The 22,140-nt window shown below is 70.6% G+C and carries 21 protein-coding genes and 1 tRNA gene; 15 read left to right on the forward strand and 7 right to left on the reverse strand.

Annotated elements, in window-relative coordinates:
- Positions 1-46: 46 nt before the first annotated feature.
- From AC1DMN_RS02010 to AC1DMN_RS02025, 4 genes are read left to right on the forward strand one after another with little or no spacing between them, the layout of a single operon-like run.
- The gene (locus tag AC1DMN_RS02010) at positions 47-577 is read left to right on the forward strand and encodes an FtsB family cell division protein (protein ID WP_440734619.1); all 531 of its coding nucleotides are present in this window, start codon (positions 47-49) and stop codon (positions 575-577) included.
- 34 nt (positions 578-611) lie between these two features.
- Positions 612-1,133 carry a DUF501 domain-containing protein gene (locus AC1DMN_RS02015; RefSeq protein ID WP_440734618.1) on the forward strand — a complete coding sequence of 174 codons (522 nt, stop codon included), beginning with the start codon at positions 612-614 and terminating at the stop codon, positions 1,131-1,133.
- Positions 1,134-1,143: 10 nt separating this feature from the next.
- A complete protein-coding gene (locus AC1DMN_RS02020; RefSeq protein WP_440734617.1) occupies positions 1,144-2,451 on the forward strand; it encodes a S8 family serine peptidase in 1,308 nt (435 codons plus the stop codon).
- Between the two features lie 13 nt (positions 2,452-2,464).
- Positions 2,465-3,880, forward strand: a complete 1,416-nt coding sequence (locus AC1DMN_RS02025; protein WP_477229451.1) for an NAD(P)/FAD-dependent oxidoreductase — start codon at positions 2,465-2,467, stop codon at positions 3,878-3,880.
- 163 nt (positions 3,881-4,043) lie between these two features.
- Here AC1DMN_RS02025 and AC1DMN_RS02030 read toward each other — a convergent pair whose 3' ends face one another.
- A complete protein-coding gene (locus AC1DMN_RS02030) occupies positions 4,044-5,513 on the reverse strand; it encodes an MFS transporter (RefSeq protein ID WP_477229450.1) in 1,470 nt (489 codons plus the stop codon).
- 103 nt (positions 5,514-5,616) lie between these two features.
- Between AC1DMN_RS02030 and AC1DMN_RS02035 the strand changes: the two genes are divergently transcribed.
- Together AC1DMN_RS02035 and AC1DMN_RS02040 are read left to right on the forward strand one after the other, a co-directional pair.
- Positions 5,617-6,033, forward strand: a complete 417-nt coding sequence (locus tag AC1DMN_RS02035) for a winged helix-turn-helix transcriptional regulator (protein ID WP_477229449.1) — start codon at positions 5,617-5,619, stop codon at positions 6,031-6,033.
- A 25-nt stretch (positions 6,034-6,058) separates the two neighbouring features.
- Positions 6,059-6,352: a YciI family protein gene (locus AC1DMN_RS02040; protein WP_477229448.1), complete on the forward strand. Its 294-nt coding sequence runs from the start codon at positions 6,059-6,061 to the stop codon at positions 6,350-6,352.
- Positions 6,353-6,428: 76 nt separating this feature from the next.
- On the opposite strand, the gene AC1DMN_RS02045 is transcribed toward AC1DMN_RS02040, so the two are convergent.
- Positions 6,429-6,501, reverse strand: a tRNA-Leu gene (locus tag AC1DMN_RS02045).
- 78 nt (positions 6,502-6,579) lie between these two features.
- Here AC1DMN_RS02045 and AC1DMN_RS02050 point away from each other — a divergent pair.
- From AC1DMN_RS02050 to AC1DMN_RS02060, 3 genes are all read left to right on the forward strand, one after another.
- Positions 6,580-7,818 (forward strand): alanine racemase, encoded by a 1,239-nt coding sequence (locus AC1DMN_RS02050; RefSeq protein WP_477229703.1) that lies wholly within the window; start codon positions 6,580-6,582, stop codon positions 7,816-7,818.
- The gene (locus tag AC1DMN_RS02055) at positions 7,815-9,128 is read left to right on the forward strand and encodes a D-arabinono-1,4-lactone oxidase (protein WP_441976290.1); all 1,314 of its coding nucleotides are present in this window, start codon (positions 7,815-7,817) and stop codon (positions 9,126-9,128) included. Before AC1DMN_RS02050 ends, AC1DMN_RS02055 begins: the two co-directional genes overlap by 4 nt.
- Before the next feature lie 82 nt (positions 9,129-9,210).
- Positions 9,211-9,789: a LemA family protein gene (locus AC1DMN_RS02060; protein ID WP_440734609.1), complete on the forward strand. Its 579-nt coding sequence runs from the start codon at positions 9,211-9,213 to the stop codon at positions 9,787-9,789.
- A gap of 112 nt (positions 9,790-9,901) precedes the next feature.
- Here AC1DMN_RS02060 and AC1DMN_RS02065 read toward each other — a convergent pair whose 3' ends face one another.
- Positions 9,902-11,230, reverse strand: coding sequence for a winged helix-turn-helix domain-containing protein (locus AC1DMN_RS02065; RefSeq protein ID WP_477229447.1), 1,329 nt, complete (start codon positions 11,228-11,230; stop codon positions 9,902-9,904).
- Positions 11,231-11,369: 139 nt separating this feature from the next.
- Here AC1DMN_RS02065 and AC1DMN_RS02070 point away from each other — a divergent pair, with 139 nt between their 5' ends.
- Positions 11,370-12,566: an AI-2E family transporter gene (locus tag AC1DMN_RS02070; RefSeq protein WP_440734607.1), complete on the forward strand. Its 1,197-nt coding sequence runs from the start codon at positions 11,370-11,372 to the stop codon at positions 12,564-12,566.
- Positions 12,563-13,816 carry a threonine ammonia-lyase gene (gene ilvA / locus AC1DMN_RS02075; RefSeq protein WP_477229446.1) on the forward strand — a complete coding sequence of 418 codons (1,254 nt, stop codon included), beginning with the start codon at positions 12,563-12,565 and terminating at the stop codon, positions 13,814-13,816. The genes AC1DMN_RS02070 and ilvA overlap by 4 nt, the downstream gene beginning before the upstream one ends.
- A 78-nt stretch (positions 13,817-13,894) precedes the next feature.
- Here ilvA and greA read toward each other — a convergent pair whose 3' ends face one another.
- Positions 13,895-14,383 (reverse strand): transcription elongation factor GreA, encoded by a 489-nt coding sequence (gene greA / locus AC1DMN_RS02080; RefSeq protein ID WP_477229445.1) that lies wholly within the window; start codon positions 14,381-14,383, stop codon positions 13,895-13,897.
- Between the two features lie 94 nt (positions 14,384-14,477).
- Positions 14,478-14,864: a DUF4307 domain-containing protein gene (locus AC1DMN_RS02085; RefSeq protein WP_440734605.1), complete on the reverse strand. Its 387-nt coding sequence runs from the start codon at positions 14,862-14,864 to the stop codon at positions 14,478-14,480.
- Positions 14,865-14,957: 93 nt separating this feature from the next.
- Here AC1DMN_RS02085 and AC1DMN_RS02090 point away from each other — a divergent pair, with 93 nt between their 5' ends.
- Positions 14,958-15,218, forward strand: coding sequence for a hypothetical protein (locus AC1DMN_RS02090; protein WP_477229444.1), 261 nt, complete (start codon positions 14,958-14,960; stop codon positions 15,216-15,218).
- A gap of 58 nt (positions 15,219-15,276) precedes the next feature.
- On the opposite strand, the gene trhA is transcribed toward AC1DMN_RS02090, so the two are convergent.
- Positions 15,277-16,014, reverse strand: coding sequence for a PAQR family membrane homeostasis protein TrhA (gene trhA / locus AC1DMN_RS02095; protein WP_477229443.1), 738 nt, complete (start codon positions 16,012-16,014; stop codon positions 15,277-15,279).
- A 93-nt stretch (positions 16,015-16,107) separates the two neighbouring features.
- Here trhA and AC1DMN_RS02100 point away from each other — a divergent pair, with 93 nt between their 5' ends.
- The 3 genes from AC1DMN_RS02100 to AC1DMN_RS02110 all read left to right on the forward strand — a co-directional run bounded on the left by AC1DMN_RS02100 (position 16,108) and on the right by AC1DMN_RS02110 (position 19,623).
- Entirely contained in the window at positions 16,108-16,893 is a 786-nt protein-coding gene (locus AC1DMN_RS02100; RefSeq protein ID WP_440734602.1) for an isoprenyl transferase, read from the forward strand.
- 60 nt (positions 16,894-16,953) lie between these two features.
- Positions 16,954-18,078, forward strand: a complete 1,125-nt coding sequence (locus tag AC1DMN_RS02105; RefSeq protein WP_441976284.1) for an aminotransferase class V-fold PLP-dependent enzyme — start codon at positions 16,954-16,956, stop codon at positions 18,076-18,078.
- A 201-nt stretch (positions 18,079-18,279) separates the two neighbouring features.
- Positions 18,280-19,623 (forward strand): PhoH family protein, encoded by a 1,344-nt coding sequence (locus AC1DMN_RS02110; RefSeq protein ID WP_441976450.1) that lies wholly within the window; start codon positions 18,280-18,282, stop codon positions 19,621-19,623.
- Between the two features lie 47 nt (positions 19,624-19,670).
- Here the strand turns inward: AC1DMN_RS02110 and AC1DMN_RS02115 are convergent, their stop codons facing one another.
- On the reverse strand, positions 19,671-21,965 hold the full coding sequence (locus tag AC1DMN_RS02115) for a hypothetical protein (protein ID WP_477229442.1): 2,295 nt from the start codon (positions 21,963-21,965) through the stop codon (positions 19,671-19,673).
- Positions 21,966-22,140: the final 175 nt, after the last annotated feature.

Here is a 22,140-nt window from a genome sequence, read left to right on the forward strand (position 1 = left end):
CTGTCTGGTCATCGGGCCGGTGGCTGATCGATACGGAGGAGGAGTCATGACGACACGTCGGACTCCTCCTTCGTCGTCCGCCCCCGCTGCCTCGGGAGTCCGCGCGGCGGGACGCGCCGACCGGCCCGCTCCCGACCGGGCCGTCGACGTGCGGAGCTGGGTCGGCGGCATCCGGCTCAGCGGCTTCATGGTCATCATGCTGTCGCTCGTCGTCCTCGGCGCGTGGGTGCTCGTGCCCACGCTCGGCACCTATCTCGACCAGAAGCAGCGGATCGCGGCCCTGGAGCACTCGGTGCAGGTCACGCAGAAGCAGATCGACGATCTCACCGCGGAGCGCGAGCGCTGGAACGACCCGGCGTACATCACCGCGCAGGCCAGGGAGCGCCTGTTCTACGTCAAGCCGGGCGAGGTCGTCTACCTCATCGACAACGACATCGATCCCGCCGCGCAGCCCGTCGAGCAGGCCGCCGTCAGCGACACCGCGCAGGTGAAGTCGTCCGACTGGGCGGGCCAGCTGCTGCGCAGCGTGACCGGGGCGGGCCTTGCCAAGACCGCCGCGGGCTCGGCCGCGCGCTGAGGCGTCCCGCAGGCGGACCCCGTACCCTGGAGGGGTGACCACGCCGCCCTTCGCCCCGCCCACCGACGCCGAGATCGCGGTCGTCTCCGCACAGCTCGGCCGCGACGCCAGGGGAGTCGTCGGGATCGCCGCGCGCTGCGTCTGCGGCAACCCCACCGTCGTCGCGACGCTTCCGCGACTGGCCGATGGTTCGCCGTTCCCCACGTTCTACTACCTCTCGCACCCGGCCGCGGCCGCCGCGATGTCGACCCTCGAGGCCGAGCACGTGATGCCCGAGCTCGCCGCGCTGCTCGAGGAGGAGGACGCCGCAGCCGCCTATCTGCAGGCCCACCAGGCCTACCTCGCCGACCGCGCGCAGTACGGCGACGTCCCCGAGATCGCCGGAGTCTCCGCCGGCGGCATGCCGACCCGCGTGAAGTGCCTGCACGCCCTGGCCGGCCATGCCCTGGCCGCGGGGGAGGGCGTCAACCCGATCGGCGACGAGGCCCTGCGGCGGGCGCGATGGTCGCCCGAGCGCTGCGAGTGCCTGGAGCCGGGAGCCGCCCTGGGGCGGTGAACCGAGTCCGATGACGTCGACCACACGCATCCTGAACGCCCGGCGGATCCGCTCCGCCGTGGCGGTGCTCGCGCTCGCGCTCGTGGCGCCGCTCGCGATCGGGGCGACCCCGACGCCCAGTCCGACCGACCCCGAGCGCACGGCGGAGTACTGGCTCGAGGGCGCGCACATCGACGCCGCGTGGAAGACCACCCGCGGTGCGGGTGTCACCATCGCCGTCATCGACACGGGCATCGCCAAGGGGCCGGCCCCGTTCGAGGGTGCTGTCACCGACGGCACCGATGTGTCCGGCATCGGATCCGACGACGGCCGGACGCCGCTCGGGCCGCTGGACAGCGATCACGGATCCCGGGTCGCCTCCTTGGCCGCGGGCAGGCCCAAAGCCGACGGCACCGGCATGATCGGCGTCGCGCCCGAGGCGAAGCTGCTCTCCATCTCGCTCGGATTCGGAACCACGGCGCCGGTGCCGTTCACGAAGCAGGTGGCGGATGCGATGAAATGGGCCGTCGACCACGGCGCCGACGTGATCAACCTCTCGTTCACCACGAACACGCTGGAATGGGACCGCAGCTGGGACGATGCGTTCCTCTACGCCTTCCAGCACGATGTCGTCGTGGTGGTGGCCGCGGGCAACCGCGGCAGCGGCACGGCCATGGTCGGCGCCCCCGCGACGATTCCCGGCGTGCTCGCGGTCGGGGGAGTGGATCAGCACGGCGTCGCCAGCAAGGCCGCCTCCACGCAGGGCATCTCGATCGCGGTCTCGGCCCCCAGCGAGTCGCTGCTCGGCGTCGATGCGAACGGATCGATCGAGACCTGGAACGGCACGAGCGGCGCGGCCCCCATCGTGGCGGGCGTGGTGGCGCTCGTGCGTGCGGCGCATCCGGACATGGACGCGAACAACGTGATCAACCAGATCATCCAGACCGCCCGTCCGGCGCCGCAGATGACGGCGCATCCGGATCCGCTGTACGGCTACGGGCTGATCGACGCGGCCGCCGCGGTGACCGCGTCGCTGCCGTCGGTCGATCAGAACCCGCTCGGCGACCTCGCCGACTGGATCCGCCTCAACCGCCGCGCCGAGGCTCCCGCGCCTGCCGCGCCGACCTCGACGCCGGTCGCGATCCCGCCTCTGCCGGAGGCCGATACCCCGACCAAGGCCACCTCGCCGCTGATCCCCAGCCCCGATTCGCTGCTGTACGGTACCCTCCCGCTCGTGGCGCTCACCGTGCCTGGTATCCTGATAGCGCTTGGCGTCACCGCTGCTGCCCGGCGCATCCGTTCGGCGCGCGCATCTGCACGCCAAAATCCCGATGACTGAGGAGTAAGCCTCCGTGACTGAGAGCACCGTGGCAAAGAGCGCTGCCGCGCCCAAGATCCTGATCGTGGGCGGTGGTTACGCCGGCTTCTACACCGCGTGGAAGCTCGAGAAGCATCTCCGCAAGGGCGAGGCCGAGGTCACGATGGTGGACCCGCTGCCGTACATGACCTACCAGCCCTTCCTGCCGGAGGTCGCTGCCGGGTCGATCGAGGCGCGGCACGCGGTCGTGGCCCACCGCCGCCACCTGAAGCGCACGAATGTGGTGACCGCCAAGGTCACCGGCATCGATCACGCGAACAAGGTCGCCACGATCACGCCGTCGCAGGGTGAGCCGTACGAGTTCGCGTACGACCAGATCGTCGTGACCGCCGGTGCCGTCTCGCGCACGTTCCCGATCCCCGGCATCGCCGACAACGCGATCGGGCTCAAGACCATCGAAGAGGCCGTCGCCGTGCGCGACAAGCTGCTGTCGAACTTCGACAAGGCCGCCTCGATCCCCGCCGGACCCGAGCGCGACCGCCTGCTCACGGTCATCGTCGTCGGCGGCGGATTCGCCGGCATCGAGGCGTTCGCCGAGCTGCGCTCCTTCGCATCGTCGCTGATCGCGAAGTACCCGCAGCTGTCGTTCGAGGACACGCACTTCCACCTCATCGAGGCGATGGGCCGGATCATGCCCGAGGTCTCGCTGAAGACGAGCGAGTGGGTGCTGAAGGACCTCGCCAAGCGCGGCGCGAACGTGCACCTGGACACGCAGGTCAAGGGTGCGGTCGACGGCAACGTCGAGCTCTCCACGGGCGAGGTCATCCCGTCCGACCTGATCGTGTGGACCGCGGGCGTCATGGCCAACCCCACCGTCGTGCGCGGCGGTGACCTGCCGGTCGAGGAGCGCGGCCGCATCCAGACCCGCGCCGACCTGCGCGTGGGCACCGCCGACGCCTTCGTCGAGGGGGCCTGGGCCGCCGGTGACGTCTCGGCCGTCCCCGACCTGTCCGGCGGCGGCGTGGGCGGCATGTGCGTGCCGAACGCGCAGCACGCCGTGCGCCAGGCCAAGCTGCTCGCGAAGAACCTCGTGGCGGTGCTGCGCGGCGAGACGCCGAAGGACTACTTCCACAAGAACCTCGGCGCGGTCGCCGGCCTCGGCCTCTACAACGGCGTCTTCCAGTCGGGCAACCTCGCCCTGAAGGGCTTCCTGGCCTGGATCGCGCACCGCGGCTACCACGGCCTCGCGATGCCCTCGTGGGAGCGCAAGTGGCGCGTGCTGTGGGGCTGGTGGAACAACCTGTGGCTCGGCCGCGACATCGTCGGCCTCGAGGCCGTGCAGACGCCGCGCGCCGTTTTCGACGAGTTCGCCGCCCGTCCGCGACCGGCCGCCGAGGCCGCTCCGGCCGCAGTCGAGAAGGCCAAGGAGACGGTCGGCGCCGCCAAGTAGGCCCCGTCTCGTTCAGAACGCCCCCGGATCCTCGTCACAGAGGAACCGGGGGCGTTCTGTGCTTTCGAGATTCGTCCCCAGTGGTGAGAAAGTCGCGCTCCGTCCTGAATGCGGGCGGCGGGGCGCGCGCGGAACGCGCCGCTCGCGCCCTGCGGCCCTCCGATCATGCGGCGATCGGGCCCTCGTGCCGGGGGATCGCCGGCAGCAGGATCAGAGCGGTGATCAGCGCGAGCCCGGCGAACACCGCGCCCACGGTGAATCCGTCGTGGAAGACGGCGGTGCGTGCCGCCTCGATCAGCGCCGGATCGCCGTGCGCGGCCTCGGTGAGCGCATCCACGCGGCGGAACGCCCAAGTCGCCGATACGGCGACGCCGAGCGCGCCGCCCACCTCCTGGCTGGTGTTGATGAGGCCGGCCGCGAGTCCGGCCCGCTCCTCGGGGACGCCGGCCTGCGCGGCGATCTGCAGCGGCACGAACGAGAGACCCATGCCGAGCCCGGCGAGCGCGAAGATCGGCAGTACGCCGGTCAGGAAGTCGATCGACGCCGGCGCGAGCATGAGCAACACGAGCGCGGTCGTGAGCAGCGTGAGGCCGCTCACGAGCACGATCCTGCCGGGAATGCGCGACACCAGGTTCGACGCGACGCCCGCGCCGATGGCGACGAGCAGGGCGAGCGGCACGTAGGCGAGCCCCGTCTGCAGGGGTGTGTAGCCGAGGACCTGCTGCAGGAACAGGCTGGCGAAGAAGAACACGGTCACCACAGTCCCGAGCAGGAACAGGGTGGCGAGGTTCGCGTAGCGGGTCAGCCGCGGCCGGAAGACGTCGAGCGGCACGAGAGGCGCGGCCGCGCGCCGCTCGACGGCGATGAAGAGGGCGAGCAGCAGCACGCCCAGGGCGAGGAAACCGATCACGACCGGGCTCGTCCAGCCCTGCTCGATCGTCTCGTCGAGTCCGAACAGCAGGCTGAGCAGCGCGCTCGTGAGGAGCCCCGCCCCGAACGCGTCGAAGCGGCGGCGCGAACCGTGGCTCTCCGGCACCACGCGCGGCGCGAGCAGCACTGCGGCCAGCGCCACGGGCACGTTGATGAAGAAGATCCAGCGCCAGCCCGGGCCGTCGGACAGGACTCCGCCGAGCGTGACGCCGGCGACCGAGGCGATCCCCGTCAGCGCTCCCCAGACGCCGAGCGCCTTCGCGCGCGCCGAGCCGCCGGTGAACGTGGTGGTCAACGTCGAGAGGGTGGCCGGGGCGATGAGTGCGGAGCCCAGGCCCTGCGCGGCGCGGGCGGTGAACAGGATGCTCTGGTCCTGCGCGATGCCCGCCGCGAGCGAGGCGAGTCCGAACATTGTGAGCCCGATCTGCAGCATCCGGCGTCGTCCCAGCCCGTCGGCCAGCCGGGAGCCGAGCAGGAGGAAGCCGCCGAGGATCGCGCCGTACAGCGTGACGACGTAGGGGAGGTTCGCCTCGGAGATCCGGAGGTCGTGCTCGATGGAGGGCAGCGCGACGTTCACGATGCTCACATCGAGGAACACCATGAACTGCGCGATCGAGAGGAAGGCGAGGACGAGCCCGGGGCGTGCGATGCCCGGCGCGATGCCGGGGCGTGCCACGGGCGGAACAGTGGAGGAAGCGGTCATGGGAGTGTCTCCTGTGGGGGTCCGTTCGTGCATTGCCTCCACATTAGTTTCCGCAGTACACTGGGTACCTAGGAGAAACTGGGAACGATTTCGAGGAGCCCCGATGACTGCGTCCACGACCGCCCCGACGCCTCCTGCCAGGGAGAGGACGCTCCCCGGTCTCGGGATCGGCGGATGCCCGATCTCGCCGGTTGTCGACATCGTGTTCAGCCGCTGGACCACGCCCATCCTCTGGCAGCTGGAGGCCCACGGCCGTCAGCGGTTCAACGATCTGCGAGATCTCGTGGACGGCATCACGGCGAAGGTCCTGACGCAGCGGCTCCGCCAGCTCGAGCGCGACGGGCTCGTCTCGCGCACCACGTATGCGGAGATCCCGCCGCGGGTGGAGTACGAGATCACGGAGCTCGGGCGCAGTCTGGCACCGGTGTTCTCCGCATTGGTGAACTGGTCGGGTGACCATCTGGCGAGCATCGCCTCCGCGCGCCACGCCTACGACACCTCGGATCGTCCCCGGCCGTAGCGGGAGCCGGCGCTACGATCCGTCTGTGAACCATGTCGTGCTGTACCGTCTGCGCGACGGCGTGGACCGGGCGAGGGTGGGCGAGGTCTTCCCCCGTCATCAGGCCTATTACCGGGCCTTCCACGCCGCCGGCGGCGAGCTCATCGCGCTCGGCCCCTTCGCCACCGCGGACGCGGCGGCCGGATCCATGGGGATCTTCGCGACGCGCGACGCCGCCGAGCGCTTCATCGCCGCCGATCCGTTCGTGACGGAGGGGCTCGCCGAAGCCCGGATCCTGGACTGGGATGCGGTCTGGCTCGACGACCGCCCGGAGAGCTGACCGCGGCGTGCGCGAGCCCGCGGAGCGTGATCGCGCCGTTTCCGGCGTCCCGCGCGCGGTGCGGCCGATGTCGAGGTGCCCCCGCTGGGATTCGAACCCAGACTGAAGCGATTTTAAGTCGCCTGCCTCTGCCGTTGGGCTACGGGGGCCGCACGTCGAGCCTAGCGAGCGCGGCCCCGCGAGCGATGTTGACTCGGAGCCAATAGGGTGGGGGAGTGCTCGAGCTCATCGCCGATCGGGGCCACGCGTCCGCGTCCGCCCGCCCCGCTGGGCACGCCTGGGAGGATCCGGCCCGCTGGTGGCCGCGCCTGACCGAGGCCACGGCGCACCTGCCCGCGCCGGTCGCCGTGATCGACCTGGACGCGCTGCGCTACAACACGATGGACATGGTGGTGCGCGCGGGCGGGCTGCCGATCCGGATCGCCACGAAGTCGGTGCGCGTGCGCGAGGTCATCGACGCCGCGCTGCGGGTGCCCGGGTACCGGGGCCTCCTCGCCTTCACGCTGGCCGAGGCGCGCTGGCTCGCCGAGGACCACGACGACATCGTGCTGGCCTACCCGACCGCCGATCGTCCAGGGCTCGAGCGCCTGCTCGCCGACGAGCGCGCGGTCGCCCGGATCACGCTGATGGTCGACGACGAATCGCAGCTCGACCTCATCGACGCGGTCGCCGCACCCTCGCGCAGGCCTCGGGTGCGCATCGCGATCGACGCCGACGCCTCCTGGCGCGCCCCGGCTCTCGGCCACATCGGCGTCTTCCGCTCGCCCCTGCACACGCCGGAAGAGGTCGCGCGCTTCGCCCGCAGGGTCGCCGAGCGCGACGGCTTCCGCCTCGTCGGACTGCAGATGTACGAGGCGCAGATCGCCGGCCAGGGCGATGACACCGGCAGCGGCGACACGCTGATCCGCACCGTGCAGGCGCAGTCCCGGCAGGAGCTGCGCGAGCGGCGTGCGCGCATCGTTGAGGCGGTGCGCGCGCTGGTGCCCCTCGAGTTCGTCACCGGAGGAGGCACCGGATCCCTGGAGTACACCGGATCGGATCCGGCGCTGACCGAGATCACGGCCGGAAGCGGGCTGCTCGCGGGGCACCTGTTCGACGGCTACCGTTCCTTCGCGCCGGCGCCCGCCAGTGCCTTCGCATTCGACGTGGTGCGCCGTCCTGCGTCTGACATCGCGACGATCCTCGGCGGCGGGTGGATCGCTTCCGGACCGCCGGTCGCCTCGCGTCAGCCACTGCCGGTGTGGCCGCAAGGCTTGCAGACGGCGCCGCGGGAGGCCGCGGGTGAGGTGCAGACGCCGCTGCGCGGTGAGGCCGCCCGCACGCTCCGAGTGGGGGATCGCGTCTGGCTGCGGCACGCGAAGAGCGGCGAGCCCGCCGAACGGATCCTGAGTTATCACCTCGTCGACGGCGATCGCGTCGTCGACGAACTGCCCACCTATCGCGGTGAGGGAAAGGCGTTCCTGTGACACGCATGGGCGGAACCTGGCAGAACTGGGGCCGTTCGGCCTCGATCCGACCGATCCGCGTCGAGCGCCCGCGCTCCCCGGAGGGTGTGCAGCGCGCCGTTCTGGCTGCGGCCGCCCAGGGACTGCGCATCAAGGCGGTCGGCGCCGGTCACAGCTTCACAGAGGTGGCGGTCGCTCCCGATGTGCTGCTGGAGCTCGACGACCTGCAGGGGCTCGTCTCGGCCGATGAGGCACGGGGCCGCGTCACGCTGCTCGCGGGGACACGTCTGCACCGCATCCCCGCGCTGCTGGCGCCGTACGGCCTGGCCATGGAGAACCTCGGCGACATCGACCGGCAGTCGATCTCCGGCGCGATCTCCACGGGCACGCACGGCACGGGCGCAGCCTTCCGCGGCATCGCGGCCCAGGTCGTGGGCGCGACCCTGATCACGGCGGCGGGCGAGTTCCTCCGCGTGGACGAGGAGCACAACGCCGAGCTGCTTCCGGCCGTCGCACTGGGACTCGGCGCGCTCGGCATCCTCGTCGAGGTGACTCTGCAGTGCGTGCCCGCGTTCGTGATGCACGCGGTCGATGAGCCGGCTCCGCTGGACGAGGTGCTGGAGAGCGTGCACGAGCGTGTGGCCGCGGCGGACCACTACGAGTTCTACTGGTTCCCGCACACGGACGTGGCGCTCACGAAGACCACCGAGCGGCTTCCGGAGTCGACGGTGCGGCGCCCGTTGCCGAAGGTCGGCAAGTGGATCGACGAGACACTGCTCTCGAACGGCGTGTACCGGGCCGTGTGCGCGGCCGGTGTCGCCGTGCCCGCGATCACCCCCTCGTTCAGCCGTCTCGCGGTGAAGCTCACGGGTGACCGCGAGTACACCGATCTCTCTCATCGCGTGCTCACGCAGAGCCGCACGGTGCGGTTCCGCGAGATGGAGTACGCGCTGCCGCAGGATCAGATCGTGCCCGTGTTCCGCGCGGTGCAAGCCCTCATCAAGAAGCGCGGCTGGCGCATCGAGTTCCCGATCGAGGTGCGCTTCGCGGCGGCCGACGACCGCTGGCTGTCCACGGCGCACGAGCGCGATTCCGCGTACCTCGCGGTGCATCGCTACTGGCGCCACGACCCGCGCGAGTACTTCGAGGCCGTGGAGCGGATCTGCCTCGCGCACGGTGGCAGGCCGCACTGGGGCAAGCTGCACACGCTGGGATCCGACGAGCTCCGGGAGCGCTATCCGCGCTTCGACGACTTCCTCGCGGTGCGCGACCGGCTGGATCCGGAGCGCCGATTCGGCAACGGCTATCTGGAGCGCGTGCTCGGTGCCTGACGGTTCCCTGGCAGCCCGGCCAACACGGAGCATGCCGGGATAGGATGGGCCGAAACCGCGTCTGCAAGGGGGGTCGTCGTCCGTGGATGTTCTTGTTCCAGTACTCGTCGTCGTCGGAGTGATCGTCGTCCTGATCATCGCCGTCGGCATCTATCTGTGGGCCACGTACAACTCACTCGTGCAGCTGGGGGTCCGCGTCGACGAGGCGTGGAGCGACATCACTGTGCAGCTCAAGCGCCGGGCCGATCTGATCCCCAACCTCATCGACACGGTGAAGGGCTACGCCGCGCACGAGAAGGCGGTGTTCGAGAACGTCACGCGCGCCCGCGCCGAGACGTTGTCGGCCTCCAGCCCAGGTGAGGCAGGGGCCGCTGAGGGGCACCTGCAGCAGGCGCTGAAGAGCCTGTTCGCGGTCGCCGAGGCGTATCCGCAGTTGCAGGCCAGCCAGAACTTCCTGCAGCTGCAGGCCGCTCTCGTCGACACCGAGGACAAGATCCAGGCCTCGCGCCGGTTCTACAACGGTGGTGTGCGCGAGCTGAACACCAAGATCAAGGTGTTCCCGAACAACCTCTTCGCCCGCAACCTCGGATTCACCGAGCGCGAGTTCTTCGAGGTGGCCGACGGCGCCGCCATCGCGGAGCCCCCGCGCGTCCAGTTTTGATACGGAAGGGCTCAATGCCGCGAAGCGGCATTGAGCCCTTCGCGTATCAAGGTTGAGCGAGGACGCCGAAGGCGACCGAGCCGAAACCCTCACGTCCCTCTCGGGCTGACGATCAGATCCCGAGCGGCACCTGATCGGATCGTCCTACGTCGTGCCGGTGGACCCGCTCCGGATGCCCGTCCAGCACATCGGCGAGGGCTGCGGAGGCGTCACCCCAGCCGGACACTGAGACGTGCTCGAGGCCCTGCCACTCGGCGGCGATGCGCAGCTCAGCGGCGATGGGCTCGAGGTCGTCCGTGGGGCGGGCCTGCGGTTCCCACCATGCGGACTGCACGCGCAGCGTGCCCGCGGCGCGATCCGCTTTGAGATCCAGCCGGGCGGCGATCCGATCGCCGACCAGGACCGGCAGCGAGTAGTAGCCGTAGCGGCGCTTGGCGGCAGGCGTGTAGATCTCGATCCGGTAGTCCAGCGAGAACGCCCGCAGCGCGCGGTCACGGAACCACACGACCGGATCGAACGGCGTGAGGATCGCGGTGGTCTCGATGCGCCGCGGCAGGACGGCCTCGACGTGCCGCCAGGCCGGCACGGGGCGACCGCCGCGCTCCCACCCGCGCACCCGGACGGGCTCCAGCTCGCCCTGCTCCACGAGGTCGTCGATCGCGCCGAGCACCCCCGCGCGGTCCTTGATCCGGTAGTAGTCGGCGATATCGGCGGCGGTCGCGACTCCGTGCGCCCTGGCCGCTCGCCGGACGAGTTCGCCGATCGCGGCGGTGCGGTCCAGATCGCGCCCGAGCAGGTCGGCCGGCACCACGTCCTCCGCGAGCGCGTACCGGCGCTCGAAGCCGTCGCGTCCGGCGATCGCCACCTCTCCGATGCGCCACAGGTACTCCAGAGCGTGCTTGACCTCGTCCCACTCCCACCAGCCCGCCTTGCCGCCGGGGGCGTCGCCGCGGATCTCGGCGGGGCGGGAAGCTCCCCGCTCGCGCAGCTCGGACCGGACCCAGTCCAGCGTGCGCGCCGAGGAGGTCCGCCCCCAGAACTCGCCCCGCTTGGCGCGGAACGCGTCGCGGCGGAAGCCCCACAGGGGCCAGTCCTGGACGGGCAGGAAGGTCGCCTCATGAGCCAGGTACTCGGTGTACCGGCCGGATCGCGCGGCGGTCGGGCGGGACAGGAACGCGCGCTCCAGCAGGGCGGGGTCGTATGCGCCCAGGCGCGAGAACAGCGGCAGGTAGTGCGAGCGCGCGAACACGTTCACCGAATCGATCTGAAGTACGCCCATGCGCGCCATCGCCGTGTGCAGGTGGCGCACGCCCGGCTCCGCGGGGCGCCGCCGGGAGAAGCCCTGCGCGGCCAGCGCGATCCGCCGGGCCTCGCCGGCGCTCAGCGTGGCGGTCGCGGGGCGTGCGGCTGTCCGGCGGGCGATGGCGGGGGTGTCGGTCACGTCGGTCAGCGTACCGACAGCCATCGACATCGGACGTGCCCGGACACCGCCGCACGGACGAGGCGGCCGCCGTCGCACGGACGAGGCGCCCGGCGTCGCGCGGACGAGGCGCCCGTCGTCGCGCCCGTAGACTGGGCCGATGAGCGAGGACAGCACCCCCCGGCTGCGCGATCTCATCCGCCAGCGCACCGTCACCGGCCATGTGGACGTACGCGACGACGTGCAGCGATCGCTGCCTCCCGGGTTGCGCATCGCGACCTCCTACGCCTGGCGGCTGCTGGTGATCGCCGCCGCGCTCGGTGTCGTGATCTGGCTGGTCATGCTGTTCAAGATCCTGGTCATCCCGCTGATGGTCGCGATCCTGCTCACCGCTCTGCTCTGGCCCGCGTTCAGCACCATGTTGCGGGCGCGCTGGCCGCGGTGGCTTGCGATCGTCGTGGCGCTCGTCGGCACCCTGGCGATCGTGGGCGGTCTGCTGTGGCTGGCGGTCTGGCAGATCACCCAGCAATGGGACGGCGTCCAGACGCGCACCGTCGCCGCCTGGGGGCAGCTGCAGCAGTTCCTCCTCGACGGTCCGCTGCACCTCACGGCGAAGCAGATCCAGGATCTGCTCGACCAGTCGGTGAAGTTCCTCGGTGAGCAGGGCGAACTGCTGAAGAGCGGAGCGATCGCGGTCGGCACCACGTTCGGGCATGTGGCGACCGGAGCCGTGCTGACGCTGTTCATCCTGCTCTGCCTGCTCGCCGACGGCGGCGGGATCTGGGGCTGGACCGTGAAGCTCTTCCCGAAGGCCTCCCGCCCGGCCGTCGACGCTGCCGCGCGCAACGGCTGGGCCACCGTCATCAACTACGCGCGCACGCAGATGCTGGTCGCCTTCATCGACGCGGTCGGCATCGGTCTCGGCGCGTTCCTGCTGGGCGTGCCGCTGGCCGTGCCCGTCGCCGTGCTGGTGTTCCTCGGATCCTTCATCCCCATCGTCGGCGCAGTCGTCACGGGCACCCTGGCGGTCTTCCTGGCGCTCGTCTACAACGGACCGTGGATCGCGCTGTGGATGCTCGTCGTCGTGCTTGCGGTGCAGCAGATCGAGGGCCACATCCTGCAGCCGATCCTGATGGGATCCGCCGTCAAGGTGCACCCGCTCGCGGTGGTGCTCGTGGTGGCCGGCGGCGCTCTGATCGCCGGCATCCCCGGAGCCCTGTTCGCGGTGCCGCTCGCGGCGTTCGTGAACGTGGCCGCCGTGACCGTCAACTCCGGTGCGTGGCGCACCGGCGCCGCCCCGAACGGCGACTACATCTGGCAGACCGTGCCCCGGGCGCGGAGAAGGAGCAAGCGATGACGAACGACACGATCCCGACCGGCGCCCACGTCCCCACCCTGGCGGAGATCCAGCAGGCGGCGGACGGCCTGGACGGCGTGATCGTGCGCACCCCGACGCTGCCCTCGGTCGCGCTCACGAAGGTGCTGGGCTCGCCCGTCCTGTTGAAGATGGAGAACCTGCAGCGCACGGGGTCGTTCAAGATCCGTGGCGCCGTGCACCGGCTCTCCACGCTCACGGCGGAAGAGCGCGGCCGCGGCGTGGTCGCGGCCTCCGCCGGCAACCACGCGCAGGGCGTGGCCCTCGCGGCGCAGGCGCTGGGCATCCCCGCCACGATCTTCATGCCCATGGGCGTGCCGGTGCCGAAGCTGCTCGCCACCCGCGGATACGGCGCGGAGGTCGTGCTCGAGGGCGAGACCGTGGCCACGTCGCTGCGCCTCGCGGCCGAGTTCGCCGAGCGCACCGGTGCGGTGCTGATCCCGCCCTTCGACCACCGTGACATCGTGACCGGCCAGGCGACCCTCGGCCTGGAGCTCGTCGAGGACGTGCCCGACGTCGACACGATCCTCGTCGGCATCGGCGGCGGCGGCCTGATCGCCGGCGTCGCGGCGGCCGTGAAGGCACGCGCGGCGGAGCAGGGACGCACGGTCCGGGTGATCGGAGTGCAGGCGGAGAACGCCGCGGCCATGGGCCCGTCCCTCGCTGCCGGGCACCCTGTGGAGATCACCACGCAGCCGACCATCGCCGACGGCATCCTCGTGGCGCGCCCCGGCGACGTTCCCTTCGCGATGATCGCCGAACTCGTCGACGAGGTCGTCACCGTCAGCGACGATGACATCGCCCGCGCGCTGCTCCTGCTGCTCGAGCAGGCCAAGGTCGTAGTGGAACCCGCGGGTGCGGTCGGCGTCGCGGCGATTCTGGCGGGCAAGGTTCACGAGAGCGGCACCACGCTGGCCGTGCTCTCGGGCGGCAACATCGACCCGCTGCTCCTGCAGCGCGTGGTCTCGCACGGCCTCGCCGCCTCGGGGCGCTACCTCACGCTGCGCATCCCGCTGCCCGACCGCCCCGGTCAGCTCGCCCGGGTGTCCGAGCTGATCGCGCACGCCGGTGCCAACGTCATCGAGGCGATGCACACGCGGCACGGCCACGGACTGCAGATCAACGACGTCATCCTCGAGCTCAGTGTGGAGACGCGCGGTCCCGAGCATTCCGAGCTCACCCTCGACACGCTGCGGGCGGCCGGCTTCGAGCCGATCGTGGTGCAGGACTGACGGCTCGAGGAGTCTTCTGCATACGACGAACCCGCCGGCCCTCGATGGCGCGGCGGGTTCGTCGTCTGCGGGGTGCGATCAGCCCGCGAAGGTCTCGACCTTCAGGATCTCGACCTCGATGGAGCGGCCATTGGGTGCCTCGTACGAGGTCTTCTGACCGACCTTGAGGCCCTGGATCGCGGATCCGAGAGGGCTCGCCTCGCTGTAGACGTCGAGGTCGGTGCCGCCGGCGATCTCGCGGCTGCCGAGGAGGAAGACCTCCTCGCCGCCCGCCACCGTCGCGGTCACGACAGTGCCCGGCTCGACGATGCCACGGCTGGCCGGGGCCTCGCTCACCTTGGCGGTCTTCAGCAGCGTCTCGAGCGTGCGGATACGGGCCTCGATCTTGCCCTGCTCGTCCTTGGCGGCGTGGTAGCCGCCGTTCTCCTTGAGGTCGCCCTCCTCGCGCGCGAGCTCGATGCGCTTGGCGATCTCCTCGCGGCCGATCGTGGAGAGGTTCTCCAGCTCCGCGACAAGACGGTCGTAGGCCTCCTGGGTGAGGAAGGGGACCTGTGCGTCGTTCGACACGGTGAACTCCTTGCGAATCGGATCCGGGAACAGCAGGTCCCGGATATGCCAAGACGCCCCGGCACCTGCCGGGGCGTCGCTCAACACGATGAGCCTAGGACACCCAGCAGGAGTTCACCAAACCCGTTGTCGCAGCTGAGACGACCGGCACATGCTCGGTGAACGCCCGGGCGTGCTGCTCCGATGCGGGGTAGGTGACGAGTCGCCAGCCCACGATCCCGAACTCCTCGTCCTGCGCCTCCACAATGCAGTGCACAGGCCGGTTCGTGGGCGCCGAGATCTGGAATGACACCGTCACGGTGTGATCGTCGCCGAGGTGGAAGCCCGTGCCGGTGACGTCGACGGTGTCGGCGGATCCCTGCCATGTCCACCAGCCGAAGACGCCGACGACGACCGCGGCGGCGGCGATCGTGAGAATCATCGGCAGGCGCCGTCGGGGTCCGCGGCCGTAGCGCTCGTCGAGCTGGGCGGGGGTCGTCACGGCGAGGTGCATCCGATCGTTAGGCTGGTGGTTCCAGGTTATCCCGATCCAGGCCTGGGGCCCGAACGGGGCCGTGCCCAGAAAGGCTGAGACATGATCGAGGCGATCCTTGCCGCCGTGACGGCGACTCCTACTCCGACTCCGACGGTCGACCCGAACCTGGTCACCCCGGGACCCGTGGGATTCGTGATCGTCGCGGTGATCGTCGTGTTCGCGGCTCTGCTGATCTGGGACATGCAGCGACGGATCCGCCGGGTGCGCTACCGCGAGGAGGTGCGCGCCGAGCTCGACGCCGAGGACGCCGCCCAGGGTGATGACGCGGGCGAGGGCGAGGCCGACGCTCCCCGTTCCTGACACCGCCGGGCAGAGCGGATCCACCCCGGTACGCCGGGCTCAGGAAGGCGGGCCCGGTTCAGCCGGGCAGGCCCAGCGACGGCTGCAGCGGTGCCAGCGAGATCAGCAGGCACGCGGTCCAGTGGCAGAGGAAGGCCAGCACGGTGCAGACGTGGAAGATCTCGTGGAAGCCGAACCTCCCGGGCCACGGGTTGGGCTTCTTCATCGCGTACACGATCGCGCCGCCGGTGTAGAGCAGTCCGCCCACGCAGACCAGCACCATCATCGCGACGTTGGCGTGCAGCAGGTCGACGATGTACATCATCGCCGCCCAGCCGAGCAGCAGGTACAGCGCGACGTACAGCCAACGCGGGGCGTTGATCCAGAAGACGCGGAACAGGATCCCGAGGATCGCCCCGGACCACACCAGGATCAGCAGCAGCGTGCCCTTCTGCGGCGCGAGTGCGAGCGTCGCGAGCGGCGTGTAGGTTCCGGCGATCAGCAGCAGGATGTTGGCATGGTCGATGCGCTTGAGGATCGCCTTCGTCTTCGGCTTCCAGTCGAAGCGGTGGTACAGCGCGGAGTTGCCGAACAGCAGCAGCGATGTGACCATGAACACGACGGCTGCCCATTTCGCGGGGGTGCCGTGTGCGAGCACGATGAGCACGATGCCCGCGCCGATCGCGATGGGGAAGGTGCCGGCGTGGATCCAGCCCCGCCAGGTCGGCTTGATGTCGAGCTGTGCGTCGGCGGCGGCCGCCTCCATGAGGGGCAGCTCCGGCACATCGGGGGCAGCGGGTCGGCTCGCTCTGCGCATGGTTGAACTCTAGGCGTCCGCCCATGCCGCAAGCCGCACATATCCCGTGGGCGACATGGCGGCCGGGCCCCCTCCGCGCGGTAGCGTAGGGGAGTGAGCGCACGGTCCGAACAGCCAGGGAGTGGCCCCCTCTATCGGCTGTACTCCCGACGCCTTCGGCGACGGATGGACCCGGCCACCATGCCGCACCACATCGCGATGATGATCGACGGCAACCGTCGCTGGGCGCGGCAGCTCGGCTACGCGACTCCTGCGCACGGCCATCGCGCGGGAGCCGCGAAGATGCGCGAGTTCCTGGGCTGGTGCGACGAGCTCGGCATCCGGGTGGTGTCGCTCTACCTGCTCTCCGCCGACAACCTGCTCAAGCGGGATTCGGCGGAGCTCGCCGACCTCATCGAGATCATCGGCGAACTCGCCGACGGCCTCTCTCACGAGGGCAACTGGCGGGTCAAGCACGTGGGGCGCGCCGACATCCTGCCCGCGGAGCTCGCGCGCGTGCTCGCCGAGGCAGAGGAGCGCACCCGCGACCACACCGGGCTGCACGTGAACCTCGCCGTGGGCTACGGGGGACGTAACGAGATCGTCGACGCGGTGCGCTCGATCATCGCCCAGCACGAGGCCTCGGGCGGCACGCTGGAGGACCTCGCCGCGCACCTCACCCCCGAGATGATCGGCGAGCATCTGTACACCGGCGGCCAGCCGGATCCGGATCTCGTCATCCGCACGAGCGGCGAGCAGCGGCTCAGCGACTTCCTGCTCTGGCAGAGCGCGCACAGCGAGTTCTACTTCGTCGAGGCGCTCGGACCGGATCTGCGACAGGTCGATTTCCTGCGCGCGATCCGCGACTACGCCGACCGCGACCGCCGCTTCGGCCGCTGAGCGACGGGCGGAGCCGGGAGCCGGCCGCTGAGCCGCTCCGCTGCGTGTCAGACTGACGGGATGCGTGCCATCGACGACTACATCGCATCGTTCGACGAGGATCCGGGATATCTGAACTGGGCGGCATTCGGTCCGCTGTCTCCGGCCGCGCGTGCCGCTCTGGTCTCCGACGCCGAGCTGCTCGCCACGGGGCGACCCGAAGGCATCGCCGCGACGGCGGGTCGGACGACCGAGGCGCAGACGGCGGTCGCCGGGCTGCTCGGTTCGCGTCCGGACGAGGTCACGGTGCACCCGTCGTCCACGCACGCGCTGCAGCAGGCACTGGCGGGGCTCAATGGCGCCGTGATCGCCTCGGCGGCCGAGTTTCCCAGCGTCACGATCACGCTCGAGCGAGCTGCGGCCGCGTCCGGCGGACGGCTGGCACCCCGCTGGATCGCGCCCGCCGGCACCCGGGTCACCGCCGATGCCGTCGCCGAGGCGCTGGACCCCGCCGCGACGGCGCTCGTGGTGAGCCATGTCGACTTCCGCTCCGGGTACCGCGCCGATCTCGCAGGCCTCCGCGAGGTGCTCGGCGACGATCGGCTGCTCCTCGTCGATGCCGTGCAGTCCTTCGGCGTCGTGGAGGAGGACTGGGCCGCCGCCGACGTTGTGGTGGGCCATGGCTACAAGTGGCTGCGCACAGGGCGGGGCACCGGATTCGCCCGGTTCACGGATCGTGCGCGGGAGCGGATCCGCCCCGTGCTCAGCGGCCGGATCGCGACCTCTGCGGCGGGTCTGCCTGCTGACGTGCTGCCGGATCCGGCGCTGTCGGCGCAGGCGTACGCGGTCAGCGCGCCGGATCCCTTCGCCGCCGCACGTCTCGCAGCGGGCGCCGCCGAGATCCAGGCGGCCGGAGTCGGCACCGTCGCGGAGCGCCTGTCCCGCAACGTCGACGCCCTGCTCGCCATTGCGGACCGACACGGGGTCGACGTGGTGTCCGCGCGCGAGCCCGCGCAGCGCGCCGGCATCGTGGTGCTCGCGCCTGCGGATCCGCAGGCGCTCGGCGACGCGCTCGCCGCAGCCGGCATCCAGGTGACGGTGAGGTCCGGAGCGGTCCGGGTGGCGCCCCATGCCGGTACGACGGCGGAGACGCTCGGCCTGTTCGACGCCGCCCTCGCCGGCGCCCGAGAGTTCACACGTTCTTAATCGGACAGAGGGCGTGTCCCTCCTGCGCGATGTCGGTGGGGAGTCGTACGTTCATGGCATCGGACACGGCGTCCGATCGAGTCGGCCTCAAGGATCGCGACTCGTGGCCCTGGCCGACTCGCCTACTACCGGGAATCCCCGGGTCGGGAGAGGGTCGTGGCCGCACGTACCGCACTGAAGAGCAGCACCCGCACCAGCGCCGTGAACGCCGCCAACGAAGCGGCAGGACCGAACGGAGGTGCAACGCCCGATCAGGATCTGAAGACGTACGTGCTCGACACGTCCGTGCTGCTGTCTGATCCGCAGGCGTTCTTCCGCTTCGCCGAGCACTCCATCGTGCTCCCGGTCGCCGTGATCGGCGAGCTGGAGGGCAAGCGGCACGACCCCGAGCTCGGGTACTTCGCCCGGCGAGCGCTGCGCCACCTCGACGAGCTGCGCGTCGAGCACGGCCGCCTCGACTTCCCGGTCCCGATCGGCGACGGCGGCACCCTGCGCGTCGAGCTGAACAACTCCGACCAGACCGTGCTGCCCAGCGGCATCCGCCTCGGCGACAACGACAGCCGGATCCTCGCCGTCGCGATGCACCTCGCCCAGGACGGTCAGGACGTCACGGTCGTCTCCAAAGACCTGCCGATGCGCGTCAAAGCGGCCTCCCTCGGGATCAACGCCGAGGAGTATCTCGCCGAGCAGGCGGTGGACTCGGGCTGGACAGGGATCAGCTCGATCTCGCTCTCGGGCGATGAGATGAGCGACCTCTACGAGAGCGAGGTCGGCACGAGCGAGGAAGCTATCGGGCTTCCGGTCAACACGGGGCTCATCATCCACTCGGAGCGCGGATCCGCGCTCGGACGGGTCACGGGCGACGGCGAGTACACGCTGGTCCGCGGAGACCGTGAAGTGTTCGGCCTGCACGGCCGCTCGGCCGAGCAGCGCATCGCGATCGACCTGCTGTCGGATCCCGAGGTCGGCATCGTCTCACTGGGCGGCCGCGCCGGCACCGGCAAGTCGGCCCTCGCCCTGTGCGCGGGCCTGGAGGCGGTACTCGAGCGGCAGCAGCAGAAGAAGATCATCGTGTTCCGGCCGCTGTTCGCCGTCGGAGGGCAGGAACTCGGATACCTGCCCGGCGACAAGGACGAGAAGATGAGCCCCTGGGGACAGGCGGTCTTCGACACGCTCGGATCCGTGGTCTCCGGCAACGTCGTGGAAGAGGTCGTGGAGCGCGGCATGCTCGAGGTGCTCCCGCTCACGCACATCCGCGGACGCTCGCTGCACGACGCCTTCGTGATCGTCGACGAGGCGCAGTCGCTCGAGCGCAATGTGCTGCTCACGGTGCTGAGCCGCATGGGCCAGAACTCGCGGGTCGTGCTCACCCACGATGTCGGCCAGCGCGACAACCTGCGAGTGGGCCGCCACGACGGCATCGCCAGCGTGATCGAGACGCTGAAGGGGCACAGCCTCTTCGGCCACGTCACCCTGCAGCGCTCCGAGCGCTCCGCCATCGCGGCGCTCGTGACCGAGCTCCTGGAGGGCGGAGAGCTCAGCTGAACCACGCGCCGTGGACGAGCCTGGATGCTCGTCCACGGCGCGGCTCGCTAGCGGGCCGCGCGCCGCCGCGGGACGCGACGACCACGGTGGAGGGCGAGCAGAAGGATGAGCGCCCCGGGGAGGCTGAGGGCGCCCGCGATCCACAGCGCCGTCGCCGGCGAATCCCCGCCCGTTGCGGCGAGTCGGGCACTCGGAGCGTCGCTCGCCTGCGGCACCGGCATGCTGACTTCCTGGGCCGCTCCGCAGGCTCCGCGATGGTAGTCGACGGGAAGCCCCGAAGACTGGATCCAGGTGGCGATCTCCTGCCACACGACGGGGAAGCGGATGTCGTGGACGGCCGGGCTCAGGTACTCGCCCGGACTCGAGGTCACGGTCACCGGTGTGCTGTCCAGCGGGAGCTGGTTCTCCGCGGTGCAGACGGTGCTCAGATCCGCCGGGCCTTCTGGTCCCCGGAACGCCTCCCACCGCACCGTGATCGCGCCTGTTCCCGGCAGGGGGCCCGCGACGTGCGCCGTATCCGTGGCGCTCCCGCCCCACGGGAGGTCGGTCTGGGCGACGGTGGTGACGGTCGGCAGCTGTATGCGCTGCGTCTGTTCCGGCAGCCCGAACTTCTCGTTCGACGGGATCACGAGTTCGGGAGACGTCTGCGCCGCGAGTGGGATGGACCACTGCCAGGACATCGCTCCCTCGGCGACCTCGGGTGCGGATATCTCGCCGGAGAGGACCTCGAGTGACGTCGTGTCCTGCGTGCCGGCCGTCGTGAAGACGGCCTTCACGGTTCCGCGCACCTCGGCGCCCGCGGGAAGCTCATCGCTCGGCTCGGTCGTGCCGGCCGGGAGATGGACGTAGGAGCCGATCGCGACGACCTCGATGGGCCGGCCGGAGGCATCGTTCAGCCACGGTCCGTCCGTCTGCACGGTCACCGCGTCATCCCCGCGTCCGCCGGGCCCGATCGCGTCCGCGAGGATCCTCGACGAGAGCGTGAATCGCATCGGCACGGCGGTCGTCTCGGTCGCCATGCCATAGGCGTGCGACCAGGAGTATCCGGGCGGGAGCCATGACCGGGTCGGGGGAGGTGTGCCCGCCTCGTCATAGGCGGCCACGAAGGTATAGCGCCCCTGCGGGTGGGTTCCGGGGATCGCGACCGTCTGCGACGTTCCGGGGCCCATGGCGAGTACCGCGACGGTGCCGACGGCTTCGGCATCCGCAGGGATGTCCGGGCTCTCCGTCGGGGCGGAGGCGCCCGCGGCATAGGCCGTGACGGTAAACGAGACGGGCCGATACCCGCCTCCCTCGTGCCGCGGCCAGGCGTTGTTCACGCCGTCCCCACCCGGAGCCGTCGTGAACGTCAGGGTGTCGCTGAGCTCGCCGTCGGGGCTGATCGGCGCCGTCAGGCTGGTGAGCGCCGGCCGGAAGACGGTGCTGCGGTCGCGCGCATCCTCACCCCGCACCGGGAACTCCACGGCGACGGGCCCGATGCCGGTGATCACGCGCTGGAAGCCGGATCCGTAATCCAGCGCCCGGATGCGCCCCGGCCAGGTGCTGCCCGCTGAGAAGCCACCGATGCTCATCGCACTGACGCGGTAGGGCGCGCCATCGGCGGTCGGAGGAACGCCTTCGATGGCATAGTCCACGCCGGTTCGCACGTCGGAGAGCGTGTCGGTCCCGCTGTCGACGAAGATCCCGTTCGTCAGTGCGAGCGTGCCGGTCGCCGGAACGGTGGCGTTCACGCTCAGCGAACCCCGGTACTCGTCCGACGAATCGATCGTCAGCGCGACCTCCCCGTGCGCCGCCTCGTCGATCGCCGCGGCGATCACGCTCTGCGCCTGGTCGTACATGCGCCGTGCCTGTTCGATCACGTCGCTGCGGCTCGCGTACGAGGCTGCGGTCGCGAATCCTCCTGCCTTGACGAAGGCCGTGATGGCGATCTCGACCGCGGCGGCCGTGACATCATCACCCGTGCCGCCCCAGGTGCTGGCGATGAAGTTCATCCCGCGCACCGCGTCCTCATCGGCATCGATGGCGTTCACCACGCCGGGACGCGCCGCGAGGGATGACACGATCGTGTCGCTCTGGATCCCGCGTCCGAACGAGATGTCCAGGCTGCTGTCGATGCAGTACACATTGCCGACACCGGGCTCGATCGTCGCGCCGATATGGCCGTGAGTGCCTCGAACGCCGGGGCCGAGCGCGGACACCGCGGATGCCGCGGGAGCGAAGGCCGCTCCGGTGATGATCATCGCCAGGCTCAGGCTGACGGCGGCAGCCGTGCGCCATCGCTGCGGTCTTCTCGGCGCCTCGGTCCCGCTGTCGTCGGTGGCGTTCTTCTTCTTGCGTGGCATCTCCGCGCTCCTCTCGGGTAGGAACGAGGATGCCGAAGCGAGCATGTGCGCACCGAGCCGGATACGGAACCGGTGCGGAACTCGCTGAGATCCCTTGATGTGCGGGACGTCTTCGCCGGCACTCGGCGGAGTTCGCGCCCGACTTCGCGTCGTGCGGCGCCGCCTAGGCTGGACG

The organism is Microbacterium sp. 01T413_2 (genome assembly GCF_056398985.1).